The organism is Streptomyces durocortorensis (assembly GCF_031760065.1).
In the GTDB taxonomy this organism is placed as follows: domain Bacteria; phylum Actinomycetota; class Actinomycetes; order Streptomycetales; family Streptomycetaceae; genus Streptomyces.
Genome location: NZ_CP134500.1, coordinates 1,763,606 through 1,780,767, shown reverse-complemented (window position 1 = coordinate 1,780,767; position 17,162 = coordinate 1,763,606). Strand labels below are relative to the sequence as shown.

General features: G+C 72.1%; 16 protein-coding genes, 1 other RNA gene and 1 pseudogene. 7 read left to right on the top strand and 11 right to left on the bottom strand.

What is annotated here, in order from left to right:
• The first annotated feature begins 202 nt into the window (after positions 1–202).
• Positions 203–1,645 (top strand): RNB domain-containing ribonuclease, encoded by a 1,443-nt coding sequence (locus RI138_RS07860; RefSeq protein ID WP_311119331.1) that lies wholly within the window; start codon positions 203–205, stop codon positions 1,643–1,645.
• Here RI138_RS07860 and RI138_RS07855 read toward each other — a convergent pair.
• Together RI138_RS07855 and RI138_RS07850 are read right to left on the bottom strand one after the other, a co-directional pair.
• Positions 1,596–2,489: a hypothetical protein gene (locus RI138_RS07855; protein WP_311119330.1), complete on the bottom strand. Its 894-nt coding sequence runs from the start codon at positions 2,487–2,489 to the stop codon at positions 1,596–1,598. The two genes, RI138_RS07860 and RI138_RS07855, sit on opposite strands and share 50 nt — an antisense overlap.
• Complete coding sequence (locus tag RI138_RS07850; RefSeq protein ID WP_311119329.1) at positions 2,486–3,232, bottom strand: MerR family transcriptional regulator; 747 nt, start codon at positions 3,230–3,232, stop codon at positions 2,486–2,488. Before RI138_RS07850 ends, RI138_RS07855 begins: the two co-directional genes overlap by 4 nt.
• A gap of 238 nt (positions 3,233–3,470) precedes the next feature.
• On the opposite strand from RI138_RS07850, the gene rnpB reads away from it, so the two are divergent.
• An RNA gene (gene rnpB, locus RI138_RS07845) (RNase P RNA component class A) lies at positions 3,471–3,879 on the top strand.
• A gap of 532 nt (positions 3,880–4,411) precedes the next feature.
• Here the strand turns inward: rnpB and RI138_RS07840 are convergent.
• The 4 genes and pseudogenes from RI138_RS07840 to tgmA form a co-directional block, all read right to left on the bottom strand.
• Positions 4,412–4,708, bottom strand: coding sequence for a DUF6087 family protein (locus RI138_RS07840; protein ID WP_311119328.1), 297 nt, complete (start codon positions 4,706–4,708; stop codon positions 4,412–4,414).
• A 17-nt stretch (positions 4,709–4,725) separates the two neighbouring features.
• Positions 4,726–5,888, bottom strand: a pseudogene (gene tgmC / locus RI138_RS07835) (ATP-grasp peptide maturase system methyltransferase).
• Positions 5,885–6,844 (bottom strand): ATP-grasp ribosomal peptide maturase, encoded by a 960-nt coding sequence (tgmB, locus tag RI138_RS07830; RefSeq protein ID WP_311119327.1) that lies wholly within the window; start codon positions 6,842–6,844, stop codon positions 5,885–5,887. The pseudogene tgmC and the gene tgmB overlap by 4 nt, the downstream one beginning before the upstream one ends.
• Before the next feature lie 5 nt (positions 6,845–6,849).
• Positions 6,850–7,110 (bottom strand): putative ATP-grasp-modified RiPP, encoded by a 261-nt coding sequence (tgmA, locus tag RI138_RS07825; RefSeq protein ID WP_311119326.1) that lies wholly within the window; start codon positions 7,108–7,110, stop codon positions 6,850–6,852.
• A gap of 485 nt (positions 7,111–7,595) precedes the next feature.
• Here tgmA and RI138_RS07820 point away from each other — a divergent pair, with 485 nt between their 5' ends.
• Together RI138_RS07820 and RI138_RS07815 are read left to right on the top strand one after the other, a co-directional pair.
• A complete protein-coding gene (locus tag RI138_RS07820; protein WP_311119325.1) occupies positions 7,596–8,852 on the top strand; it encodes a helix-turn-helix domain-containing protein in 1,257 nt (418 codons plus the stop codon).
• A gap of 16 nt (positions 8,853–8,868) precedes the next feature.
• The gene (locus tag RI138_RS07815; protein WP_311122819.1) at positions 8,869–9,222 is read left to right on the top strand and encodes a hypothetical protein; all 354 of its coding nucleotides are present in this window, start codon (positions 8,869–8,871) and stop codon (positions 9,220–9,222) included.
• A gap of 187 nt (positions 9,223–9,409) precedes the next feature.
• On the opposite strand, the gene RI138_RS07810 is transcribed toward RI138_RS07815, so the two are convergent.
• Positions 9,410–9,814: a hypothetical protein gene (locus tag RI138_RS07810; protein WP_311119324.1), complete on the bottom strand. Its 405-nt coding sequence runs from the start codon at positions 9,812–9,814 to the stop codon at positions 9,410–9,412.
• A gap of 155 nt (positions 9,815–9,969) precedes the next feature.
• Here RI138_RS07810 and RI138_RS07805 point away from each other — a divergent pair, with 155 nt between their 5' ends.
• Positions 9,970–10,473, top strand: coding sequence for a GNAT family N-acetyltransferase (locus tag RI138_RS07805; RefSeq protein WP_311119323.1), 504 nt, complete (start codon positions 9,970–9,972; stop codon positions 10,471–10,473).
• Positions 10,474–10,494: 21 nt separating this feature from the next.
• On the opposite strand, the gene RI138_RS07800 is transcribed toward RI138_RS07805, so the two are convergent.
• On the bottom strand, positions 10,495–11,397 hold the full coding sequence (locus RI138_RS07800) for a glycosyltransferase family 2 protein (RefSeq protein ID WP_311119322.1): 903 nt from the start codon (positions 11,395–11,397) through the stop codon (positions 10,495–10,497).
• Between the two features lie 78 nt (positions 11,398–11,475).
• On the bottom strand, positions 11,476–12,030 hold the full coding sequence (locus tag RI138_RS07795) for a GNAT family N-acetyltransferase (RefSeq protein ID WP_311119321.1): 555 nt from the start codon (positions 12,028–12,030) through the stop codon (positions 11,476–11,478).
• A gap of 459 nt (positions 12,031–12,489) precedes the next feature.
• On the opposite strand from RI138_RS07795, the gene RI138_RS07790 reads away from it, so the two are divergent.
• Complete coding sequence (locus RI138_RS07790) at positions 12,490–13,515, top strand: hypothetical protein (RefSeq protein ID WP_311119320.1); 1,026 nt, start codon at positions 12,490–12,492, stop codon at positions 13,513–13,515.
• 31 nt (positions 13,516–13,546) lie between these two features.
• Here RI138_RS07790 and RI138_RS07785 read toward each other — a convergent pair whose 3' ends face one another.
• Together RI138_RS07785 and RI138_RS07780 are read right to left on the bottom strand one after the other, a co-directional pair.
• Positions 13,547–14,416, bottom strand: coding sequence for a PhzF family phenazine biosynthesis protein (locus tag RI138_RS07785; RefSeq protein WP_311119319.1), 870 nt, complete (start codon positions 14,414–14,416; stop codon positions 13,547–13,549).
• 139 nt (positions 14,417–14,555) lie between these two features.
• A complete protein-coding gene (locus RI138_RS07780) occupies positions 14,556–15,320 on the bottom strand; it encodes an SDR family oxidoreductase (protein WP_096627588.1) in 765 nt (254 codons plus the stop codon).
• A 142-nt stretch (positions 15,321–15,462) separates the two neighbouring features.
• Between RI138_RS07780 and RI138_RS07775 the strand changes: the two genes are divergently transcribed.
• Positions 15,463–17,154, top strand: coding sequence for an alkaline phosphatase D family protein (locus RI138_RS07775; RefSeq protein ID WP_311119318.1), 1,692 nt, complete (start codon positions 15,463–15,465; stop codon positions 17,152–17,154).
• Positions 17,155–17,162: the final 8 nt, after the last annotated feature.

The window sequence follows — 17,162 nt, the reverse complement described above, 5'->3', positions numbered from 1 at the left end:
ACGGCGCAAGCGCGGGCCCGGTCCGCGTGCGGGCGCTCCGGGTCCCCGGCAAGGGTACGGGGACGGGCCGGCCCTGCCCGTACGCGCGGGACGGCGGCGCACAGCCGGGCCGCCACGTCCGGCTCGCGGCGGTGCTCCCCGTGCTCGGGCCACGGCGCACCGCCCGGATGCCGCCCGCCCCCTCCCGGCCTACGCTCGGTCCATGCCCCGCCGCCACCTGCGTATGACCGGCGCAGCCGACTGCTCGCTCGGGGCCGCCCTGCGGGCGCTGCGCACCGAGCCCGGTCTGCCCGGCGCCTTCCCGCCCGAGGTGCTCGCGGAGGCGGAGGCGGCGGCGAGAGCCCCGGATTGGGGGGCCCGCGAGGACGCCACGGACCTGCCGTTCCTCACCATCGACCCGCCCGCCTCCACGGACCTCGACCAGGCGATGCACCTGGAGCGCCGCCGGGACGGCTACCGTGTGCACTACGCCATCGCGGACGTCGCCGCCTTCGTACGGCCGGGCGGCGCGCTCGACGCCGAGGCCCACCGCAGGGTCACCACGCTCTACTTTCCCGACGACCGGCTTCCGCTCCATCCCGCCGTCCTCTCCGAGGGAGCCGCCAGCCTTCTCCCCGGCGAGGTGCGCCCGGCCGCCCTGTGGCGGATCGACCTCGACAGCGATGGGCGGGCCGTCGCCACCGACGTACGCCGGGCCCTGGTCCGCAGCCGGGCGAAGCTCGACTACGCGGGCGTGCAGCGACAGATCGACGCGGGCACCGCCGAGGAGCCCCTCGCCCTGCTCCGCGACATCGGCCGGCTGCGTGAGGAGCAGGAGCTGGCGCGCGGCGGCATCTCGCTCAACGTCCCCGAACAGGAGATCGTCGAGCACGAGGGCTCCTACGGCCTCGCCTACCGCGCCACGCTCCCCGCCGAGGCCTGGAACGCACAGATCTCGCTCCTCACCGGCATGGCCGCCGCCCGGCTGATGGCCGACGCGGGCACCGGCATCCTGCGCACCCTCCCGGTCGCCCCCGACGGGGCCGTCGCCCGGCTGCGGCGCTCCGCCCGCGCCCTGCGCGTCGACTGGCCGCACCACGTCCCGTACGCCGAGGTCGTCCGCTCCCTCGACCCGGGCAAGGCCAACGACGCGGCGTTCCTCCAGGAGTGCACCACCCTGCTGCGCGGGGCCGGGTACACGGCCTTCGACGACGACGACCTCCCCGACCCCGCCGTGCACGCCGCCGTAGCCGACCTCTACACGCACTGCACCGCGCCGCTGCGCCGCCTGGTCGACCGGTACGCCTCCGAACTCTGCCTCGCCGCGACCGCCGGGAAGGAGGTCCCGGACTGGGCACGGGAGGCGCTCCCCGCCCTCCCGAAGGAGATGGCCGAGGGCACGCGCCGCGCCAACACCGTGGAGCGCGCCAGCGTGGACCTGGTCGAGGCGGCGCTGCTGGAGCGGCACGTGGGCGAGGTCTTCGACGCGTACGTCGTCGACGTCCAGGACCGCGATCCGTCCGTCGGCACCGTTCACCTCCGGGACCCGGCGGTCGTCGGCCGGGTCGAGGGCGGCACGGCCCCGCTCCCGCTGGGGGAACGGCTGCGGGTCCGGCTCACGCAGGCAGGCCCGGGGTCGGGGTCGGTGCTGTTCGCTCCGGCGTGAGCGAGGGCGTCACGAGAGCCGCGACGGCCGCCCGGGGATCGTCCGCGTTGAATCGGAGCGTACGGGCGCTCCCGCGCCGGCCGAGCGGCCGCACGAACTCCACCGGCTCCGTCAGCTCCACGGTCACCGTCGTCCGGCTCCCCACCGCCAGATCGAGCGTCCCGTCCTCGTCCACCCGGACCAGCCCCCCGCCCGGGAAGCGCCGCTCCACCCGGGCGGCGGCGATGACGGCGGCGGGCACCCGGAGGTCGAACAGGGCGCCGTAGCGCAGCCGCAGCGACCCGTCCGCCTCCACCACGTGCGGCCGGGTCACGCACGCCGCGTGCATCGCGAGGACCACGAGGACGCCGTACACATCCACGACGAGCAGGATCGCGTGGACCAGCGGCCAGGGGATCACCAGGGCCAGCACCACCGTCTCCAGGACGGAGACGAACGCGAAGGTGTACATCACCCCGGTCTGCGGCTCGGTGTACGGGACGGGCAGTGCTCCCTCCGGAATCCGGTGCCGACGACGTACGACCCACAGCCCGAGGCTGTGCAGGGCCCTGAACTCGTGCGTCACGAGCCGCCGCAACGCCACCGGCACCAGAGTGCCCACCGCCGACCGCAGGGCCGCCCGCCGCCCGGTGCCGTCCCGTCGGCGGGACGCCGCGTACAGCCGCCACAGCACCGAGGCCTCCAGGACGAGCACGGCCACCACCAGGGCCCCGGCCCCCAGCAGGACCGGGGCGGGTATCCGCACCCCGGCCACCGCACAGACGACCAGCACCAGTTCACCGGGCAGCACCGACCACGCGGCGGCCCTGGCCACCCGCAGCCCCGGCGCCCTCTCGGCGCTCACGCCTTCCTCCCCCGTACCCGCTCGGCCAGCGCCACCATCACCCGGCGCACCACCTCGCGCTGCGCGGGCGGGTAGTCGTCGAGCAGCACCCGCCCGAACCCGGCCGGCGCGGGCTCCCCGTCCGGGATCACCGCCAGCACCTCGTCCGGCACGGCCGCGACCAGCTCGGCCGCCAGGGGCGCGATACGCGGATCGTCCGCCCCGGCCCCGGCCAGCTCGTCGAGCCGCGTGTACAGGGCGAGTACGCCCGGGTCCTCGGCCAGCGGCCGCAGCGCCGCGAACACCTCGGCCCCGGCCCCACCGCCCGCCGCGTCCAGCAACGCCAGATGCTCGCGGTCCTTCGCGGCGGCCGGGGACGCGGTGGCGGGTGCGTTCTCCAAGAGCGTGGCGAGGGCGGGGGAGAACGGCCCGTCCGAGGCGAGCGGCGCCTCCAGGAGCGCGGCCAGGACCTGCCGCCGCTCATGGATCTCCCGCTCCTGCCGCGCCAGATCGGCGTCCAGTTCCCCGAGCACCTCGGCCAGGTCCCGCCCCGCGTCGTCCGCGAGCACGTCCCGCACCTCGTCCAGGGAGAGCCCGATCTCCGTCAGCCGCCTGATCCTGGCCAGCAGCACGGCATCACGGACGGTGTACGCGCGATAGCCGTTGGCCTGCCGGGCGGGCTCGGGCAGGAGGCCGATGTGGTGGTAGTGCCGGACGGCCCGGGAGGTGACTCCGACGAGCGCGGCGATCTCTCCGATACGCATGCGGCCAGTAGAAACGCTGACGCTGCGACAAGGTCAAGCATCGTGTCCCTGCGGAACCGGTCTAAGGGGAAACCGCGGTGAGCCGTCGCCCTCACGATCCCGTACGGTCAGCCGCTCCCCATCCCGCTCCCAGAGCCTCCCGCTCCCCGAGCCTTTCGTCCTCGACCTGGAGAGACCTCGGCTGAGGGACGTCGGCAGGGCTCCCCGTACGGCCCGGTAGGATGGCGTTCACGGCAGACGAGTCGTGCGGACGGCCGCGTGGGGATCCCCGGATCCTCCCGAGGAACGTCCGGGCTCCACAGAGCAGGGTGGTGGCTAACGGCCACCCGGGGTGACCCGCGGGACAGTGCCACAGAGAACAGACCGCCCGGGACTTCGGTCGCGGGTAAGGGTGAAACGGTGGTGTAAGAGACCACCAGCGCCTGAGGTGACTCAGGCGGCTAGGTAAACCCCACCCGGAGCAAGGTCAAGATGGGGTCGTGCCGGAAACGGGACGGCCCTGCGTGAACGCCCGAGGGCTGCTCGCCCGAGTTCACGGGTAGACCGCACGAGGCCGGCAGCAATGCCGGTCCTAGATGGATGGCCGTCTCCCCGGCCGCCGCGAGGCGACCGGGAGACAGAACCCGGCGTACAGCACGACTCGTCTGCCCCACAGGCCCCTGACCTGCAATATCGCAGGCCAGGGGCCTTTTTTCGTGGAATCGTGGGCGCTGCCTCACCCCGTTCCGTACCGGCTTGAACCGGACCTCACGGCTACGAAAGTGGCCACGCTGGCCGGCTTGGCGTGAGCGTCGACCGAGCCGCGGAGGGGCCTTCCACGTCCTGTGCCTACGCCTCGGCATCTCCCGTTGCTGTCCCGGGGGCGGTTGAATTCCGCTCGTCAAGCCAGGCCCTCGTCGGTTCCCGGGCCACAGAGTCCGGGAGACCTTTCCGAGGAAGGAAAGGAAGCCCTCGAAGCAGACCCAGGCGGCTGGCGGGACCGGAGTGGTCTGCGCATCCGATCAGGGCGTCCAAGGCTGCCAGAGCGTAGCGAGTGTCGCGGGCCAGCCACGTCAAGTACACCGGCTGTGCCACAGGTCATCGGATGTCTCGTTGCTCACGGACGCCAGTGTGCCGCAGGTGGTCCACCGGGTGGGAGCCGGTTTCAGATACATGGCACGGGCCGGGACTCCAGCAGAGTCATGAGGGCGTCGGAGGCTTCCGGTGTTTGCCGGTCCCGGGACCGAGCTTCGGTGACGCCTCAGGAGTGGCGGCAGCCTCGGCGTGGGGAAACAGGATGCGCCGTGCTTCCGCGAGGTTCGCCGCGAAGCCGTGCGCCTCCCACAGATGGCCGTTCCACCGCTGGATCGCACGGGGCGCATCGGGGTTCAGATGCGAAGCTCTCGGGCCGTCGCCGGTCACGAGGGGTACGGCGCGGAGCTGCCCGATCCTCGCGTCGCGACGCTCGGCCCACTGGGAGAGCGGTTCGTCGTCCATGTCCGGAGCGTAGTGGGTCAGGCGATGCGGTGCTCCCAGCGCAGGGAGGGGACCTGGTCGATCCAGTACCGGTGGGACGCGGGCGTCACACGGAGCCGTACGGAGTCGATCCCCGGCGCCCCGGCGTCCTGCCAGACGACGAGAAACGCTCCACGTCGTCCCACAGGGCCACCGGGCCGCCCTGGCGAACGGTCCAGCTCTCGCCGTCGGCGAGGAACTCGGCGAACGACTCCTTCTCCGGATCGAACAGGTACAGCATGGGCGACCCGTCACCGCCCGTCGCGCGGACGAACTGAGCGCCGGGCGCGGCCAGCTGTGCCAGGAAGGCGGGCATCCATTCCTCAAGGACCAGAGGGGACAGCAGAGCGGGCCGCTCACTGTCCGCGTACGCGGTCCGGGCGGAGAGATCTCCGGCCACGGGGGCCACTGCCTGGGCCCGCGCCTGCATGAAGGAGGAACGCCCGACGATCGAGCCCTCGGCGGTGCCGTCATCGCCGACGGCCAGTTTCGCGAGGCCGGTCCCCCACGGCCACGAGCCGACCGTGCCGAGGACAACGCCTCCGGGTCTCGTCTGCCTGATCCACGCGTACGGGATGCGGCGGACTGCGCAGGTGGCGATGACCCGGTCGTACGGTGCCCGGTACGGGTGGCCGAGGAGGCCGTCGCCCGTCACCGTCCACGTCGAGAAGCCGGCGGCTTCGAGAGCGACATCGGCCCGGGTGGCCACCTGCGTGTCCACCTCGACCGTGGTGACGTTGTCCTCACCGAGGTAGTGGCACATCAGGGCTGTGGAGTAGCCGGTGCCCGTACCGATCTCCAGGACACGGTGACCCACCATGAGGTCCAGGGCCTCGATCATGCCGACGACGGTGACCGGGTCGGTCGAGGAGGACGTGGGCACGCCCACGACCGGTTCACCGGCCTGGTCGGCGGTCAGGTGGCCGTCGAGCTGGGTGGTGAGGGTGTCGACGCTGTATGCGATCTTCAGCCAGTCGTCCGGATCCGTGTCGGCGGCGGTGACGGGCCGCCAGGTCCGCCCCTCGTCCAGGAACACTCCCGGGTGCAGGAACCGCTCGCGGGAGACGGTCTCGACGGCCGCACGCAGCCAGAGGGACTTCAGGGCGCCTTCGTTCACGAGCACGGCCGCCATGCGGCGTCGCTCGGATGCAGGGTCGGTCATCGACGGTCTCCCTGTGCGAGTAGGTCGGCGAAGGCAGCGGACATCGGGAGGCCGGTCTCGGCCTCCAGCCACCCCCACTGTCCGTTGGGATTCAGTTCCAGCCACCAGTAGTCCCCGGTGCGGTCGACCGCGAGGTCGAAGCTTCCCGAGACCAGATCCAGCCGGCCCAGGTAGGCGTGCAGTCCCTCGGTCACCCGGTCGGGAAGGTGCTCCACGGTGTAGGTCAGGGCGCTGTAGTCCTTGCGCCAGTCGAGGAGGTCGGAGTCGATGCGTACGGCGAACGTATGCCGGCCTACGAGGAGTACGCGAACGTCGGCGACCTTGTCCACGCGGGCCTGGAACAGATGGGGCGCCACCCGAACGCTGTCGTCGATCTCCTCGGGGGCGACGGGGGCAGCCCATCCCGTCACCGGCACGCTGTCACGCGTGTAGGGGGTCCATCGCAGCGTCTTGAAGATCGCCTGCCCCTGAGAGTGGACGAACTCGCGGGCCTCGTCCGGGTCGTTGGTGACAAGGGTGGGCGGGATGGTGAAGCCGAGTTGCTGGGCGAGAACGAGCTGCGCGGGTTTGTAGTCGGCTGCGGCAACGCGCAGGGGGTGGTTGACCCAGAGCGGGCCGCCCAAGGCGTAGAGGGTGCCGCCGAGTCCGTAGCGGACCTGCGCCGTCGCGAACCGTGAGTCGTCAGCGGACAGGTGGGGAAACGTGGGCCATTCCGGGCGGCGCCAGTACACCGACCGGACCTGGGTCACATCAGCGGTTCTCGACGGGGTGCGCACCTGCCCGACCATCGGGGCCGGGCAGGTGCCGAGCCGAGCCGAGACCGTGAGGTTTTCGCCGATGTCGGCGGGGTTGAACCGGACCACCGGCACATCGCGCCGGTTGAGTTCGGTGATCACCATGTCGGCGGTGATGTCGTCCGCCTCGGTGGCCACCAGAACAGGCCTCTCCTCGGTCATGGTCATCAGTCCTGATTGCTGTCCTGATCGTGACCCTGGTCGTTCCGGGAGTCCGAGTTCGTCGTCGTGGAGGTCTCGGTGCCGGAGCTGGTGCCGTGTTTGCCCATCTCGACCACCTGCCCGGCACGGTCGCGGAACACTCCGAGTTGTGTCGTGGGGTCGATGGCGACCGTTGCGTGGGGTCGGCGGGTGACCGTCGGGTAGGGCGCGAGTCGGCCCGCACCCCACGGCCGCGTTGGGGAGGGGAGTGCGACAGAGGTGGTCATGAGACTCCTTGGGGTGAAGGGTGTGGTGCGCGTATCCGTCTGCGCCAGGGGGCGCGGACGGCGACCTGCGGGCAGCGGCTCAGGGGCGAGCAGCCTGGATGTTCTGGTGCTCGTAGCCGTCGGAACCGGCCGGGTTCACTCCTCCGGCTCCTGCCGGGCCCCGACGCGGCGCATGAACCTCTCCCAACCGCTGGCCGCCCGTTCCCGCAGAGCCCGGCTCGGCGCACCCGGCCGGGGCTCCGGCAGCGTGTACGTACGGCCACCGGCGCCAGGGTTCCTGCGGGGCAGTCCGGAGGTTGTCACGAGGTCGCTCCTCTCCGTGGGGAGCCGCCCGGAGGGCCTTCGACCTCCGAGCGGCGTGTGACCAGTGAACGACGATCCGTTACCTTCTCCCAGAGTGGACCTCGCGCAATATCCGGGCGTTTTCCAGGCGTTGGCGCGTGGCGGGCATGAGTGCGTGAAAGGGTTCTCGTGAGGGGAGACCTATGACGTCGAGACGGAAGCACTTTGCGGAACGGCGCGCGGCCCGGGGTTACTCTCAGGAGGAATTCGCAGAAGCGCTTTCGGTGGCCACGTCCACCGTGGTCCGTTGGGAAAGTGGTCGTGCCACCCCGCGTCCCCACCAACGGCCGAAGATCGCAGGGCTGTTGGGAGTGACCCTCCCCGAGCTGGAAACCCTTCTCTCCGACGAACAGTCGGCCGAGACAGCCGGGCTCGCCGCTGCTCCACCCCTCCTCCACGGTGATGATGACGACATGAAGCGCCGCGAAGTCCTGGGTCTGCTCGCCGTTACGGGTGCGCTGGTCGCTCTTCCTGATCCCGGTGAGGCCGCCCGAGGGCGGGCAGCTTCGACGCTCTTGGAGACAGGGGACGACCTGCACCGCAGCCTCTGGCAGGTGTACGTGCTATCGGACGCCAAGCAGGTCGTCTTCCCTGCGGCGCGCGCACAGCTCGATGTGATGGCGAAGGGACTGACCGAGACCCGTACTGCTGTGGATCGGTCCCGATTGTGTCGGATGACGGCCGACCTCTACCAGCTCGTCGGCGAGCTGTTCTTCGACGCCAACCGGTACACCGACGCCGCGCAGTGCTACACACTGGCCGCCAACGCGGCCTACGCCGGTGGCGACCACGACCTGTGGGCCTGTGCCATGACCCGCCACGCGTATGTCGAGCTGTACGCGCGCCGCGCGCACGCTGCCCAACCCCTGCTCGCGGCAGCTTTTCGCATCGCCCGAAGGGGCGACGGCACTCTCTCCACCCGTCACTGGGTCGCGGCCGTCCAGGCGCAGGCGTACGCGGCCGTGGGCGATCTCGACGCGTGCAACCGGGCTCTGGACGAAGCCGAGAAAGTCCACGCCCTCGACGGCGCTCATTCCCACAACGGCGGCTGGCTCCGCTTCGACGGCTCCCGCCTGGCGGAGGAGAGAGGGGCCTGCTACCTCCAACTGGGCCGCCCTGATCTCGCCGAGGAAGCGCTCACCACAGCCCTTGCCCAGCCTCTGTCCCTGCGTCGCCGCGCTGCTGTTCTGAGCGACCTCGCCGTGCTCGGAGCGCACAGGCGGGACATCGGCCAGGTCGTGCACTACGCGGAGCAAGCACTCGGATTGGCCGACCGGTCGAATTCGGGATTCATCCGCAAGAAGCTGGACGGGCTTCGGGGGCGTCTTGCCCCGCTCGTGTCCGATGACCGAGTCTCGACTCTTGATCACCGAATCGCGGCGCTTCCGCGCACCGCATGATGAGAGGGACACGCGCATGAATGACGGCCGGATCTTCCGCGAGGCGTGGATCGACGGTGTGAACAAGCACTATCCCGGCGAGCCCAAGCCTGGCTACGTCACGCCGTGGGACGAGACGCCCGCGTGGGAGCGCGAAGCCGCCACCGCCGTGTACGGGCAGGTGCGCGACTTCATCGAGGTCAGCGGCGGGCATGCGGCCCGGCTCACCCGCGAGCAGAAGGGCCGATTCGTCGCGATCTGCTGGACCGCCCAGATGTTCAGGAACTTCGAAGACCCGAAGCCCGGATATGTTGCCGACTGGTCTGACCTGCCGGTCTGGCAGCGGGAGACGGACGCGGACATTTTCGAACGCATCGAGGGGACCGTCTGATCTCAGGAGCGGCGACGTCCCCGTTCGGGCCGATCCGGGCGGGGACATCTTGTTGCGTAGCCATCAAAGTAGCCACGGAAGCACCACCCCTGCACGTTTGTGCCGGTAGGAGCGTTACGCCGACAGTCCCCGGCGTACAGCACGACTCGTCTGCCGCCCCTCCGACAAGGGCCTTCGGCAAGGTGTCTCACCTGGTCGGAGGCTCTTCCGTCGTCGTCGGCCCGGTCGGCCAGCGGTCCGTCAGTTCCTCCGCGTACACCTGTGAGAGCGGCTGCGGGCCCACGTACTGCTGGCAGTTGCACTGCCCGGCCTCGTAGTGAAGCGGCTTCTTCTTCTCGTCCCAGGCCGTCGGCACCTCGACCCGCTCGTGGCACCGGCCCCGCTTGTCGTGCTTGGCGAGGTGGTGGGTGCAGCCGCACACCGGCTCCGGAGGCTTGTGCGCGGCCTCGATCGCGAGCTGCCTCTGCGTCGTCGCCTTCAGCAGTGCCAGCTTCCGCTTGTGCCGCTTGCGCAGGGCCTTGCGGACGGTGTCCTGGGTCCAGGCGAAGCCGCCGACCCAGAAGAAGATGAGAATCCACCAGAACCAGCTCATCGCGATTTCCCCCCTGTGCTTCCCGGCGTGGTCCCCGGCCCTCTCGCCGCACCGGTATTTCACCTGCGCGCCGACCCCTTTGTGTGGTCGGCTGTCCGCGGCCATTGTTCCCCAACCGTCCGGGTGGGGACTCAAGGGGCCCGGAACAGGGAGTGATGCGGGTGACGGAGAACGTGTACGCGGGCGGACGTACGGCATCGGACGCGGTACGGATACGCCGGGCGACGGCCCGGGACGCGGAGGCCGTCACCCAGGTCTTCCTCGCCTCCCGGGCCGCCGCCATGCCGTATCTGCCCCGGGTCCACAGCGACGAGGACACCCGGGCGTGGATCACCCATGTCGTCCTGCCCACCAGTACCGCGGTGTGGGTGGCGGAGGGCGAGGCGGGCGGTGAGGTCCTCGGGTTCGCCGTGCTCGCCGGGGACGACGAGCTCGATCACCTCTACCTGCGGCCCGACGCGCTGCGGCGCGGGATCGGGAGCCGGTTGCTGAGCGAGGTGCGCGGGGCCGTGGACGGGGCGCTCGGTCTGTACGTGTTCCAGCGCAACGCCGCCGCCCGCGCCTTCTACGAACGGCACGGGTTCACCGCCGTCGCGTTCGACGACGGCAGCCGGAACGAGGAGGGCGAGCCGGACGTGCTGTATCGCTGGACCCCGTAGATCCGGCCCCTGAGGACCGGGTCAGATGACCGGCGGGCGGCCCAGTCGTGTCATCCGCCACACCGTCGACCAGCGCATCGGGCGCCGCTCCCCGCACGGCGTGCGGACGCCCTCCGCGAAGCCGCCCGCCCAGGCGCGCAGGCCCTTCGGGTCGCGGGTGCGGGCCAGGGTGAGCAGGGTCCAGGTGCCGAGGTAGGCGGGGACCAGGGGGAGAGGGAGGTTGCGGCGGGCCAGCCAGACGCGGTTGCGGGCCGTCATCCGGTAGTACACCGCGTGCCGGGCCGGGGAGGTCTTCGGGTGCTGGAGCAGCAGCTCCGGCTCGTAGATCACCTTCCAGCCGGCGTTCAGCGCGCGCCAGGCGAGGTCCGTCTCCTCGTGGGTGAAGAAGAACTCCGCGGGCCACAGGCCCGTCTGTTCCAGCATCTTCATCGAGAACGCGTGGCCGCCGCCGAGGAAGGCCGTCACCGGGCCGCCGCGCATCGGGTCGCCCGCCCGCAGCCGGGGCACGTGCCGGCGCTGGGTCTCGCCGTGCTCGTCGGCGATCCGGAAGCCGACGATGCCGAGCCGGTCGTCGGCGGCGAAGTGGTCCCGGACCCGGCGGAAGACGTCCTTGTCGACCAGGAGCCCGTCGTCGTCCAGCTCGATCACCACGTCCACGTCACCGATCTCGGCCAGCCTGCGCAGCCCCTCGTTCCGGCCGCCGGGGCAGCCCAGGTTCTCGGGCAGCTCGATGGTGGTCACCCCGCCGTCGAGGTTCTCCAGGCCGGGGAACGCGGTGAAGTCCGGGAGCGCCGCACCGTTGCCGATGATCACGAGCCGGGTGGGCCTGACGTCCTGCATCGCGACCGACGCGAGCAGCGCCTCGACCGCCTGCGGGCGGTCCCCCATGGTCACGATGGATACGCCGATGCGTGGTGCGGACAAGATCGGTACTCCTGGGCTCGGCTGCCGGTCGTCGGTTGCTGGTCGGCAGCGGTGCCCGCGATCGTAACGTCTCGCTGTTCAGTTCGTGGTCGCCGCCCGGCCATCTGCGGGCCCGTCGGTGTTCAGCAACGCGTACACGGCCATGTCGCGGCGCCGGTCGCCCACCTGCTGCCAGCCGTGCAGCAGCCCTTCGCGCCGGAAGCCGACGTCCTCGGCGATCCGGGCGGAGGCGGTGTTCCACGGTTCGATGAAGAGCTGGAGGCGGGGGACGCCGAGATCGTGCAGGGCCCAGCCCGTCACCGTACGCAGCGCCGCGCGGGCGACCCCCTGGCCGCGGGCGGAGGCGGTCAGCCAGTAGCCGAGCGAGGCGCGGCCCTCGGGCAGGTCCCGCAGCCAGAGCCCGATCGCGCCGACCGGGCGCCGGTCCCGCGAGCGGACGATGGCGAACGGGTACCCGGCACCGGTGGCCGCCCGCTCCCACTGCCTGCGGACGAACGCCTCGGCCGCCTGGACCGAGTAGCGGGACGGGATGGTGGTGATGAGCGGGATGTACGGGTCCTGCGCGGCCTCGCGGATCAGAGGGAGGTCGCTCATCTCCCAGGGGCGCAGAACGAAGTCGGGGCCCGCGGACATGCTCGGTACGGTCAGCGGCTCAGGACCGGGCGGGGAGTCGGCATCCGAGCCAGGGCCGGGCCCTGCTTCGGCCCCGGGGCGGGCGTCGGCCGCCGGGGCGGCCCTGGGGTCAATGCCGGCCCCCGCTTCGTCCCCAGGCGCAGCCCCGGTCCCCGCGCCGGGCCCCACCCCGGCCGCCGCATCGGCTCTGGGTCTCACCCCGGCCGCCGCATAGGCCCCGGGCCCTGCACGGGGCCCCACGCCGGCCCCTGCACCGAATCCCGGGCCCGACACATCGGCGTCGGGCTCGGGCGTCACATCAGGCTTGCGGTCAGCCATGCCCGCATCCTCCCGCGATCGGCGCGGTTCCGCCCCCCGGCCCGCCCCTCGGCCCGCCCACGGGGAGCCCCGGGCCGCCCCCGGCCCAGTGGATCGCGACCGGCTTCACGGGGCCCGACACAGCGTCGATAAAGTGAAGGAATGATATTCGGTAAGACCGGCTTCGGGGGCGCGGTCGCGGACTTCGAGGCCGCCGTGGTGGCCCAGGACGCGAAACGGTCCGGCAAGGCGTTCGTCCGGTTGCAGGAGACCTTCGGGCAGGCCAAGGAGGCGGACCTGCTGGACGGCGGGCCGCGGCTCGCCGGCGTACTGGAGCAGGTCCCGCCCGGGCCCCGTGCCGTCGTCGCCGTCCTCGTCGGGGCCTGCGTCGAACGTGGCGCGGATGCCGGGCGCTGCGCGCCGGGGGTGCTGGCCGGGCTGCGGGAGGCGCTGGAGCAGGCCGTGGCGTTCGCCGACGCGTGGGCGGCGACCGGGGGCGGGGCGTTCCCGGCGGCGGACGGCGACGCGCCCGGTGACGACATCGTCGAGCGGGTGGGCGCGGACGCGGCTGCCGGCTGGTGGACGCTGCACCAGTGGGAGACGGCCGCCGTCGCGATGCTGAACCACCCGGTGGTGCGGGTCGACGCGGCCGGTGTCCGGGGTGAGTTGCTGCGGCTGCTCACCTCGGTGGAGCGGGCCTCCGGGGCGGAGTTCAAGTGCCTCGCCTACGCGCTCCTGGTGCTGGACGACGAACCGCTTGTGGCCCTCCACCGGGCGAGCGGTACCGGCTATCTGCTCCGGTTCTCCGGCGTCGGGGACAACTTCCAGCTGCACACCCTGCTCGCCGACGCGCTCATAGGCGGCGGCCATGTGGAGGGCCACGCGCCCTCGTCGCAGGAGGCCGCCGTCTGCCGGGAGACCCCGGGGCAGGTGGATACCGTGGGCTCCTTCGACCTGACCGCGCCGGACGGCGCCCGGCTCTGGAACGAGGGCGCCCCGGCGGACATCCCCGTCGTCGACGGCGTACGCCTGCTGGTGCTCGACAAGCCGTCGTACCGGCGGCAGTGGCCCGCGGGCCGTTTCTTCCCCGGCATGCGCGGAGACGTCCTGCTGGAGCGCGCCCTCGAACCGGAGGAGACCGAGCGCTGGTTCGCCCATGTCTCCCCGGCCAAGGACGCCACCGGCTGAACCCGGGGCCCCGCCCCCCCCGTCGCGCGGATCAGCCGATCCGGGTGCCCGTTCCGCTCACCCGGATGCGGGCGTCGCCCGTCCGCAGCTCGACGGTGAGGGTGCCGGGGCGGCCCATGTCAGTCCCCTGGTGCAGGGCCAGTACGGCCGCCTCCGGTACGAGACCCAGCTCGCGGGCGTACGCGCCGAAGGCGGCCGCCGCCGCGCCCGTCGCCGGGTCCTCCACCACCCCGCCCACCGGGAACGGGTCCCGGACGTGGAAGACGTCCGGCCCCTCGCGCCACACCAGTTGCAGGGTCGTCAGGTCCAGCCGGTGCATCAGCGCTTCGAGCCGCGCGAAGTCGTAGTCCAGGTCCGCGAGCCGCTCGCGGGTCCCGGCGGCCAGCACCAGATGCCGGGCCCCCGCGTAGGCGATCCGGGGTGGCAGGGCCGGGTCGAGGTCGGCGGCCGCCCAGTCCAGCGCCGCCAGCGCCTCCGTCAGGTCCGCCGCGTCGATCCCCGTGACATGGGGGGCCACGCTGGTCAGGGTGGCGCGCAGCTCCCCGCCGTCCCGGACGACGCTGACCGGCACCGTACCGGCGGCCGTGGCGAACTCCAGCGCGCCCGGACCGTCCCGTTCCGCCAGGGCGATGGCGGTGGCGACCGTGGCGTGGCCGCAGAAGGGGACCTCGGCCTTGGGGCTGAAGTAGCGGATCGTGTAAGCGCCTTCGCCGGTCCGCTCCGTGAGGAACGCCGACTCGCTGTAGCCCAGTTCGGCCGCGACGGCCAGCATCCGCTCCTCGTCGAGACCCGAGGCGTCCAGAACGACGCCGGCGGGGTTTCCGCCCTCCGGGTCGGCGGAGAAGGCGGTGTAGCGCAGGATCTCGGGGGTGGAGGCGGCAGAGGCGGAATCACGTGTCATGCACCACCCCAACTCCGCTGCCGCCCCGGGAATTCCCTGTACGCCGCCCCAGCGCTACGGCCGGTCAGTGGCAGCTCTTGATGCCCTTGCCCGTGCGGAGCTTGTCAGGGTGGGGCTCGAACTCGGGCTCAGGCCGGGCTCAGCCCCGTCCGACGTACGGCATGTTCGTCGCCATGACCGTCACGAACGGGATGTTGGCCTCCAGGGGCAGTTCCGCCATGTGCAGCACCGTCCGTGCCACATCGGCCGCCGCCATGACCGGCTCCGTCGCCAGTTCCCCGTTGGCCTGGAGGATGCCGGTCTGCATCCGCTCGGTCATCTCCGTCGCCGCGTTGCCGATGTCGATCTGTCCGCAGGCGATCCGGTACGGACGGCCGTCCAGCGACAGCGACTTCGTCAGACCGGTCATCGCGTGCTTGGTCGCGGTGTACGCGATCGAGTGCGGGCGCGGTGCGTGCGCGGAGATCGAGCCGTTGTTGATGATCCGGCCGCCCTGCGGGTCCTGCTCCTTCATCAGCCGGTACGCCGCCTGTGCGCACAGGAACGCGCCCGTCAGGTTCACGTCGACCACCGCCCGCCAGTCCTCGGCGGCGAGGTCCTCCAGCGGGACGCCGCCGGGACCGAAGGTGCCCGCGTTGTTGAACAGCAGGTCCAGCCGGCCGAACCGTTCCCGTACGGCGGCGAAGAGGGCGCCGACCTCGTCGGCGTCGGTGACGTCCGTGGTGACGCACAGGGCCTCGGGGGCCCCCGCCGCGGCCGCCGTCTGCGCCAGCGGCTCCGCCCGCCGGCCGGCCAGTGCGAGCGACCAGCCCGCACCCGCGAGGGCGAGTGCGACGGCCCGGCCGATCCCCGAACCCGCACCCGTGACGACAGCGACTCTCTGTTCCGTCTGCTCAGTGTTCATGGCCCGGGAGCGTACGGGAGAGGTCGGTGCACGGGGCACGTGGTGCTCATCGACCCGCCATATGGATGTTGTGCACGCGACAACGGCGCGTCGTCGCGCCGGGCTGCCATGGGCTGACAGCATCCGGGCACAGGAGGGGCATATGTCAACCGCACAGACCAGCATGGCGCCCGACCGTCACCACCGGACCGCCGACCCCCACAGTCATTCCGCCGAACTCCGCGCTGCCGCCGCCGCGTTACCCCACACGGGCCTGGGCCGTCGGCGCTTCCTCACCGCCACCGGAGCCGCCGCCGCGCTCGCCTTCGCGGTGAACCTCCCCGCCGCCGGTACCGCGAGCGCCGCCGAGCTCGATGCCCGCCGCATCGCCGAGGACCCGTTCACCCTCGGCGTCGCCTCCGGCGATCCGCACCCCACGTCCGTCCTGATCTGGACCCGGCTGGCTCCCCGCCCCTACGAGCCCGGCGGCGGCCTGCCCCGCGGCCGGGTCGAGGTGCGCTGGGAGCTGGCCCGCGACGAGCGCTTCCGCCGGATCGTGCGGCGCGGAACGCTCACCGCCCACCCCGAGTTCGCCCACAGCGTCCGCGCCGACGTCCGGGGCCTGGCCTCCGGCCGCGTCTACTACTACCGCTTCCGTGTCGGCGGCTGGACCAGCCCCACCGGCCGCACCCGCACCGCCCCCGCCACCGGGGCCCGCAACACCTCCCTGACCCTGGCCGCCGTCTCCTGCCAGGCCTACCACCACGGGTACTTCACCGCCCACCGCCACCTCGCCGCCGAGGACGTCGACGTGGTGTTCCACCTCGGCGACTACCTCTACGAGTACGCCGTCGACGCCACCGGCGGCGCCCGCAACTACACCGACCGCCGCCTCCCCGACCACTACAACCACGAGACGGCCACACTGGAGGACTACCGGCTGCGCTACGCCCTCTACAAGTCCGACCCGGACCTGCGCGCCGCCCACGCCGCCCACCCCTTCGTCGTCACCTGGGACGACCACGAGACCGAGAACAACTACGCGGGCGAGATCCCCGAGAACGACGTACCGCCCGAGGAGTTCCTGATCCGGCGGGCCGCCGCGTACCGCGCGTACTGGGAGAACCAGCCGCTGCGCCCGCCGCAGCGCCCCACCGGCCCCGACATGACGCTCTACCGCCGCCTCCGCTTCGGACGGCTCGCCCAGTTCGACATCCTCGACACCCGCCAGTACCGCGACGACCAGGCGTACGGCGACGGGTGGCGCACCCCGGGCCCCGAGTCCGAGGACCCCGCGCGCACGATGACCGGGGCCGCCCAGGAACGCTGGCTGACCGACGGCTGGCGCGCCTCGCACGCCACCTGGAACGTCGTCCCGCAGCAGGTCACCTTCGCCCGGCGGCGCAACGTTCCCACCGACGTCTACAAGCTCTCGATGGACTCCTGGGACGGCTACCCGGCCTCCCGGCAGCGGGTGCTGGCCGGCGCCGAGGCCGCCGGGGTCGACAATCTCATGGTCCTCACCGGGGACGTCCACGTCTCCTACGCCTTCGACCTGAAGAAGGACTTCGAGGACCCCGCGTCGCGCACCGTCGGCACGGAGATCGTCACGACCTCGATCTCCAGCGGCAAGGACGGTACGGACCGGCCCGCCAACTGGGACAACCAGACCCGTGCCAACCCGCACATGAAGCACTACAACGGGCGGCGCGGCTACGCGCTGGTCACGCTCACGGAGCAGGAGGCGCGCGCCGACTTCCGTACGGTGGCGGCCGTCACCACCCCCGGAGCGCCGCTCGCCACGGCGGCCTCCTTCGTCACCGAGGCGGGGAACCCGGGGCTCACGCCCGTGTAGCGCGGCGC

Coding starts and splice junctions, on each gene's coding strand:
- RI138_RS07815 (WP_311122819.1), top strand. CDS start 8,869: ATGAATGACGGCCGGATCTTCCGCGAGGCGTGGATCGACGGTGTGAAC.
- RI138_RS07810 (WP_311119324.1), bottom strand. CDS start 9,814: ATGAGCTGGTTCTGGTGGATTCTCATCTTCTTCTGGGTCGGCGGCTTC.
- RI138_RS07850 (WP_311119329.1), bottom strand. CDS start 3,232: ATGCGTATCGGAGAGATCGCCGCGCTCGTCGGAGTCACCTCCCGGGCC.
- RI138_RS07820 (WP_311119325.1), top strand. CDS start 7,596: ATGACGTCGAGACGGAAGCACTTTGCGGAACGGCGCGCGGCCCGGGGT.
- RI138_RS07775 (WP_311119318.1), top strand. CDS start 15,463: ATGTCAACCGCACAGACCAGCATGGCGCCCGACCGTCACCACCGGACC.
- RI138_RS07860 (WP_311119331.1), top strand. CDS start 203: ATGCCCCGCCGCCACCTGCGTATGACCGGCGCAGCCGACTGCTCGCTC.
- RI138_RS07780 (WP_096627588.1), bottom strand. CDS start 15,320: ATGAACACTGAGCAGACGGAACAGAGAGTCGCTGTCGTCACGGGTGCG.
- RI138_RS07840 (WP_311119328.1), bottom strand. CDS start 4,708: ATGGACGACGAACCGCTCTCCCAGTGGGCCGAGCGTCGCGACGCGAGG.
- tgmB (WP_311119327.1), bottom strand. CDS start 6,844: ATGACCGAGGAGAGGCCTGTTCTGGTGGCCACCGAGGCGGACGACATC.
- RI138_RS07805 (WP_311119323.1), top strand. CDS start 9,970: ATGCGGGTGACGGAGAACGTGTACGCGGGCGGACGTACGGCATCGGAC.
- tgmA (WP_311119326.1), bottom strand. CDS start 7,110: ATGACCACCTCTGTCGCACTCCCCTCCCCAACGCGGCCGTGGGGTGCG.
- RI138_RS07795 (WP_311119321.1), bottom strand. CDS start 12,030: ATGTCCGCGGGCCCCGACTTCGTTCTGCGCCCCTGGGAGATGAGCGAC.
- RI138_RS07785 (WP_311119319.1), bottom strand. CDS start 14,416: ATGACACGTGATTCCGCCTCTGCCGCCTCCACCCCCGAGATCCTGCGC.
- RI138_RS07790 (WP_311119320.1), top strand. CDS start 12,490: ATGATATTCGGTAAGACCGGCTTCGGGGGCGCGGTCGCGGACTTCGAG.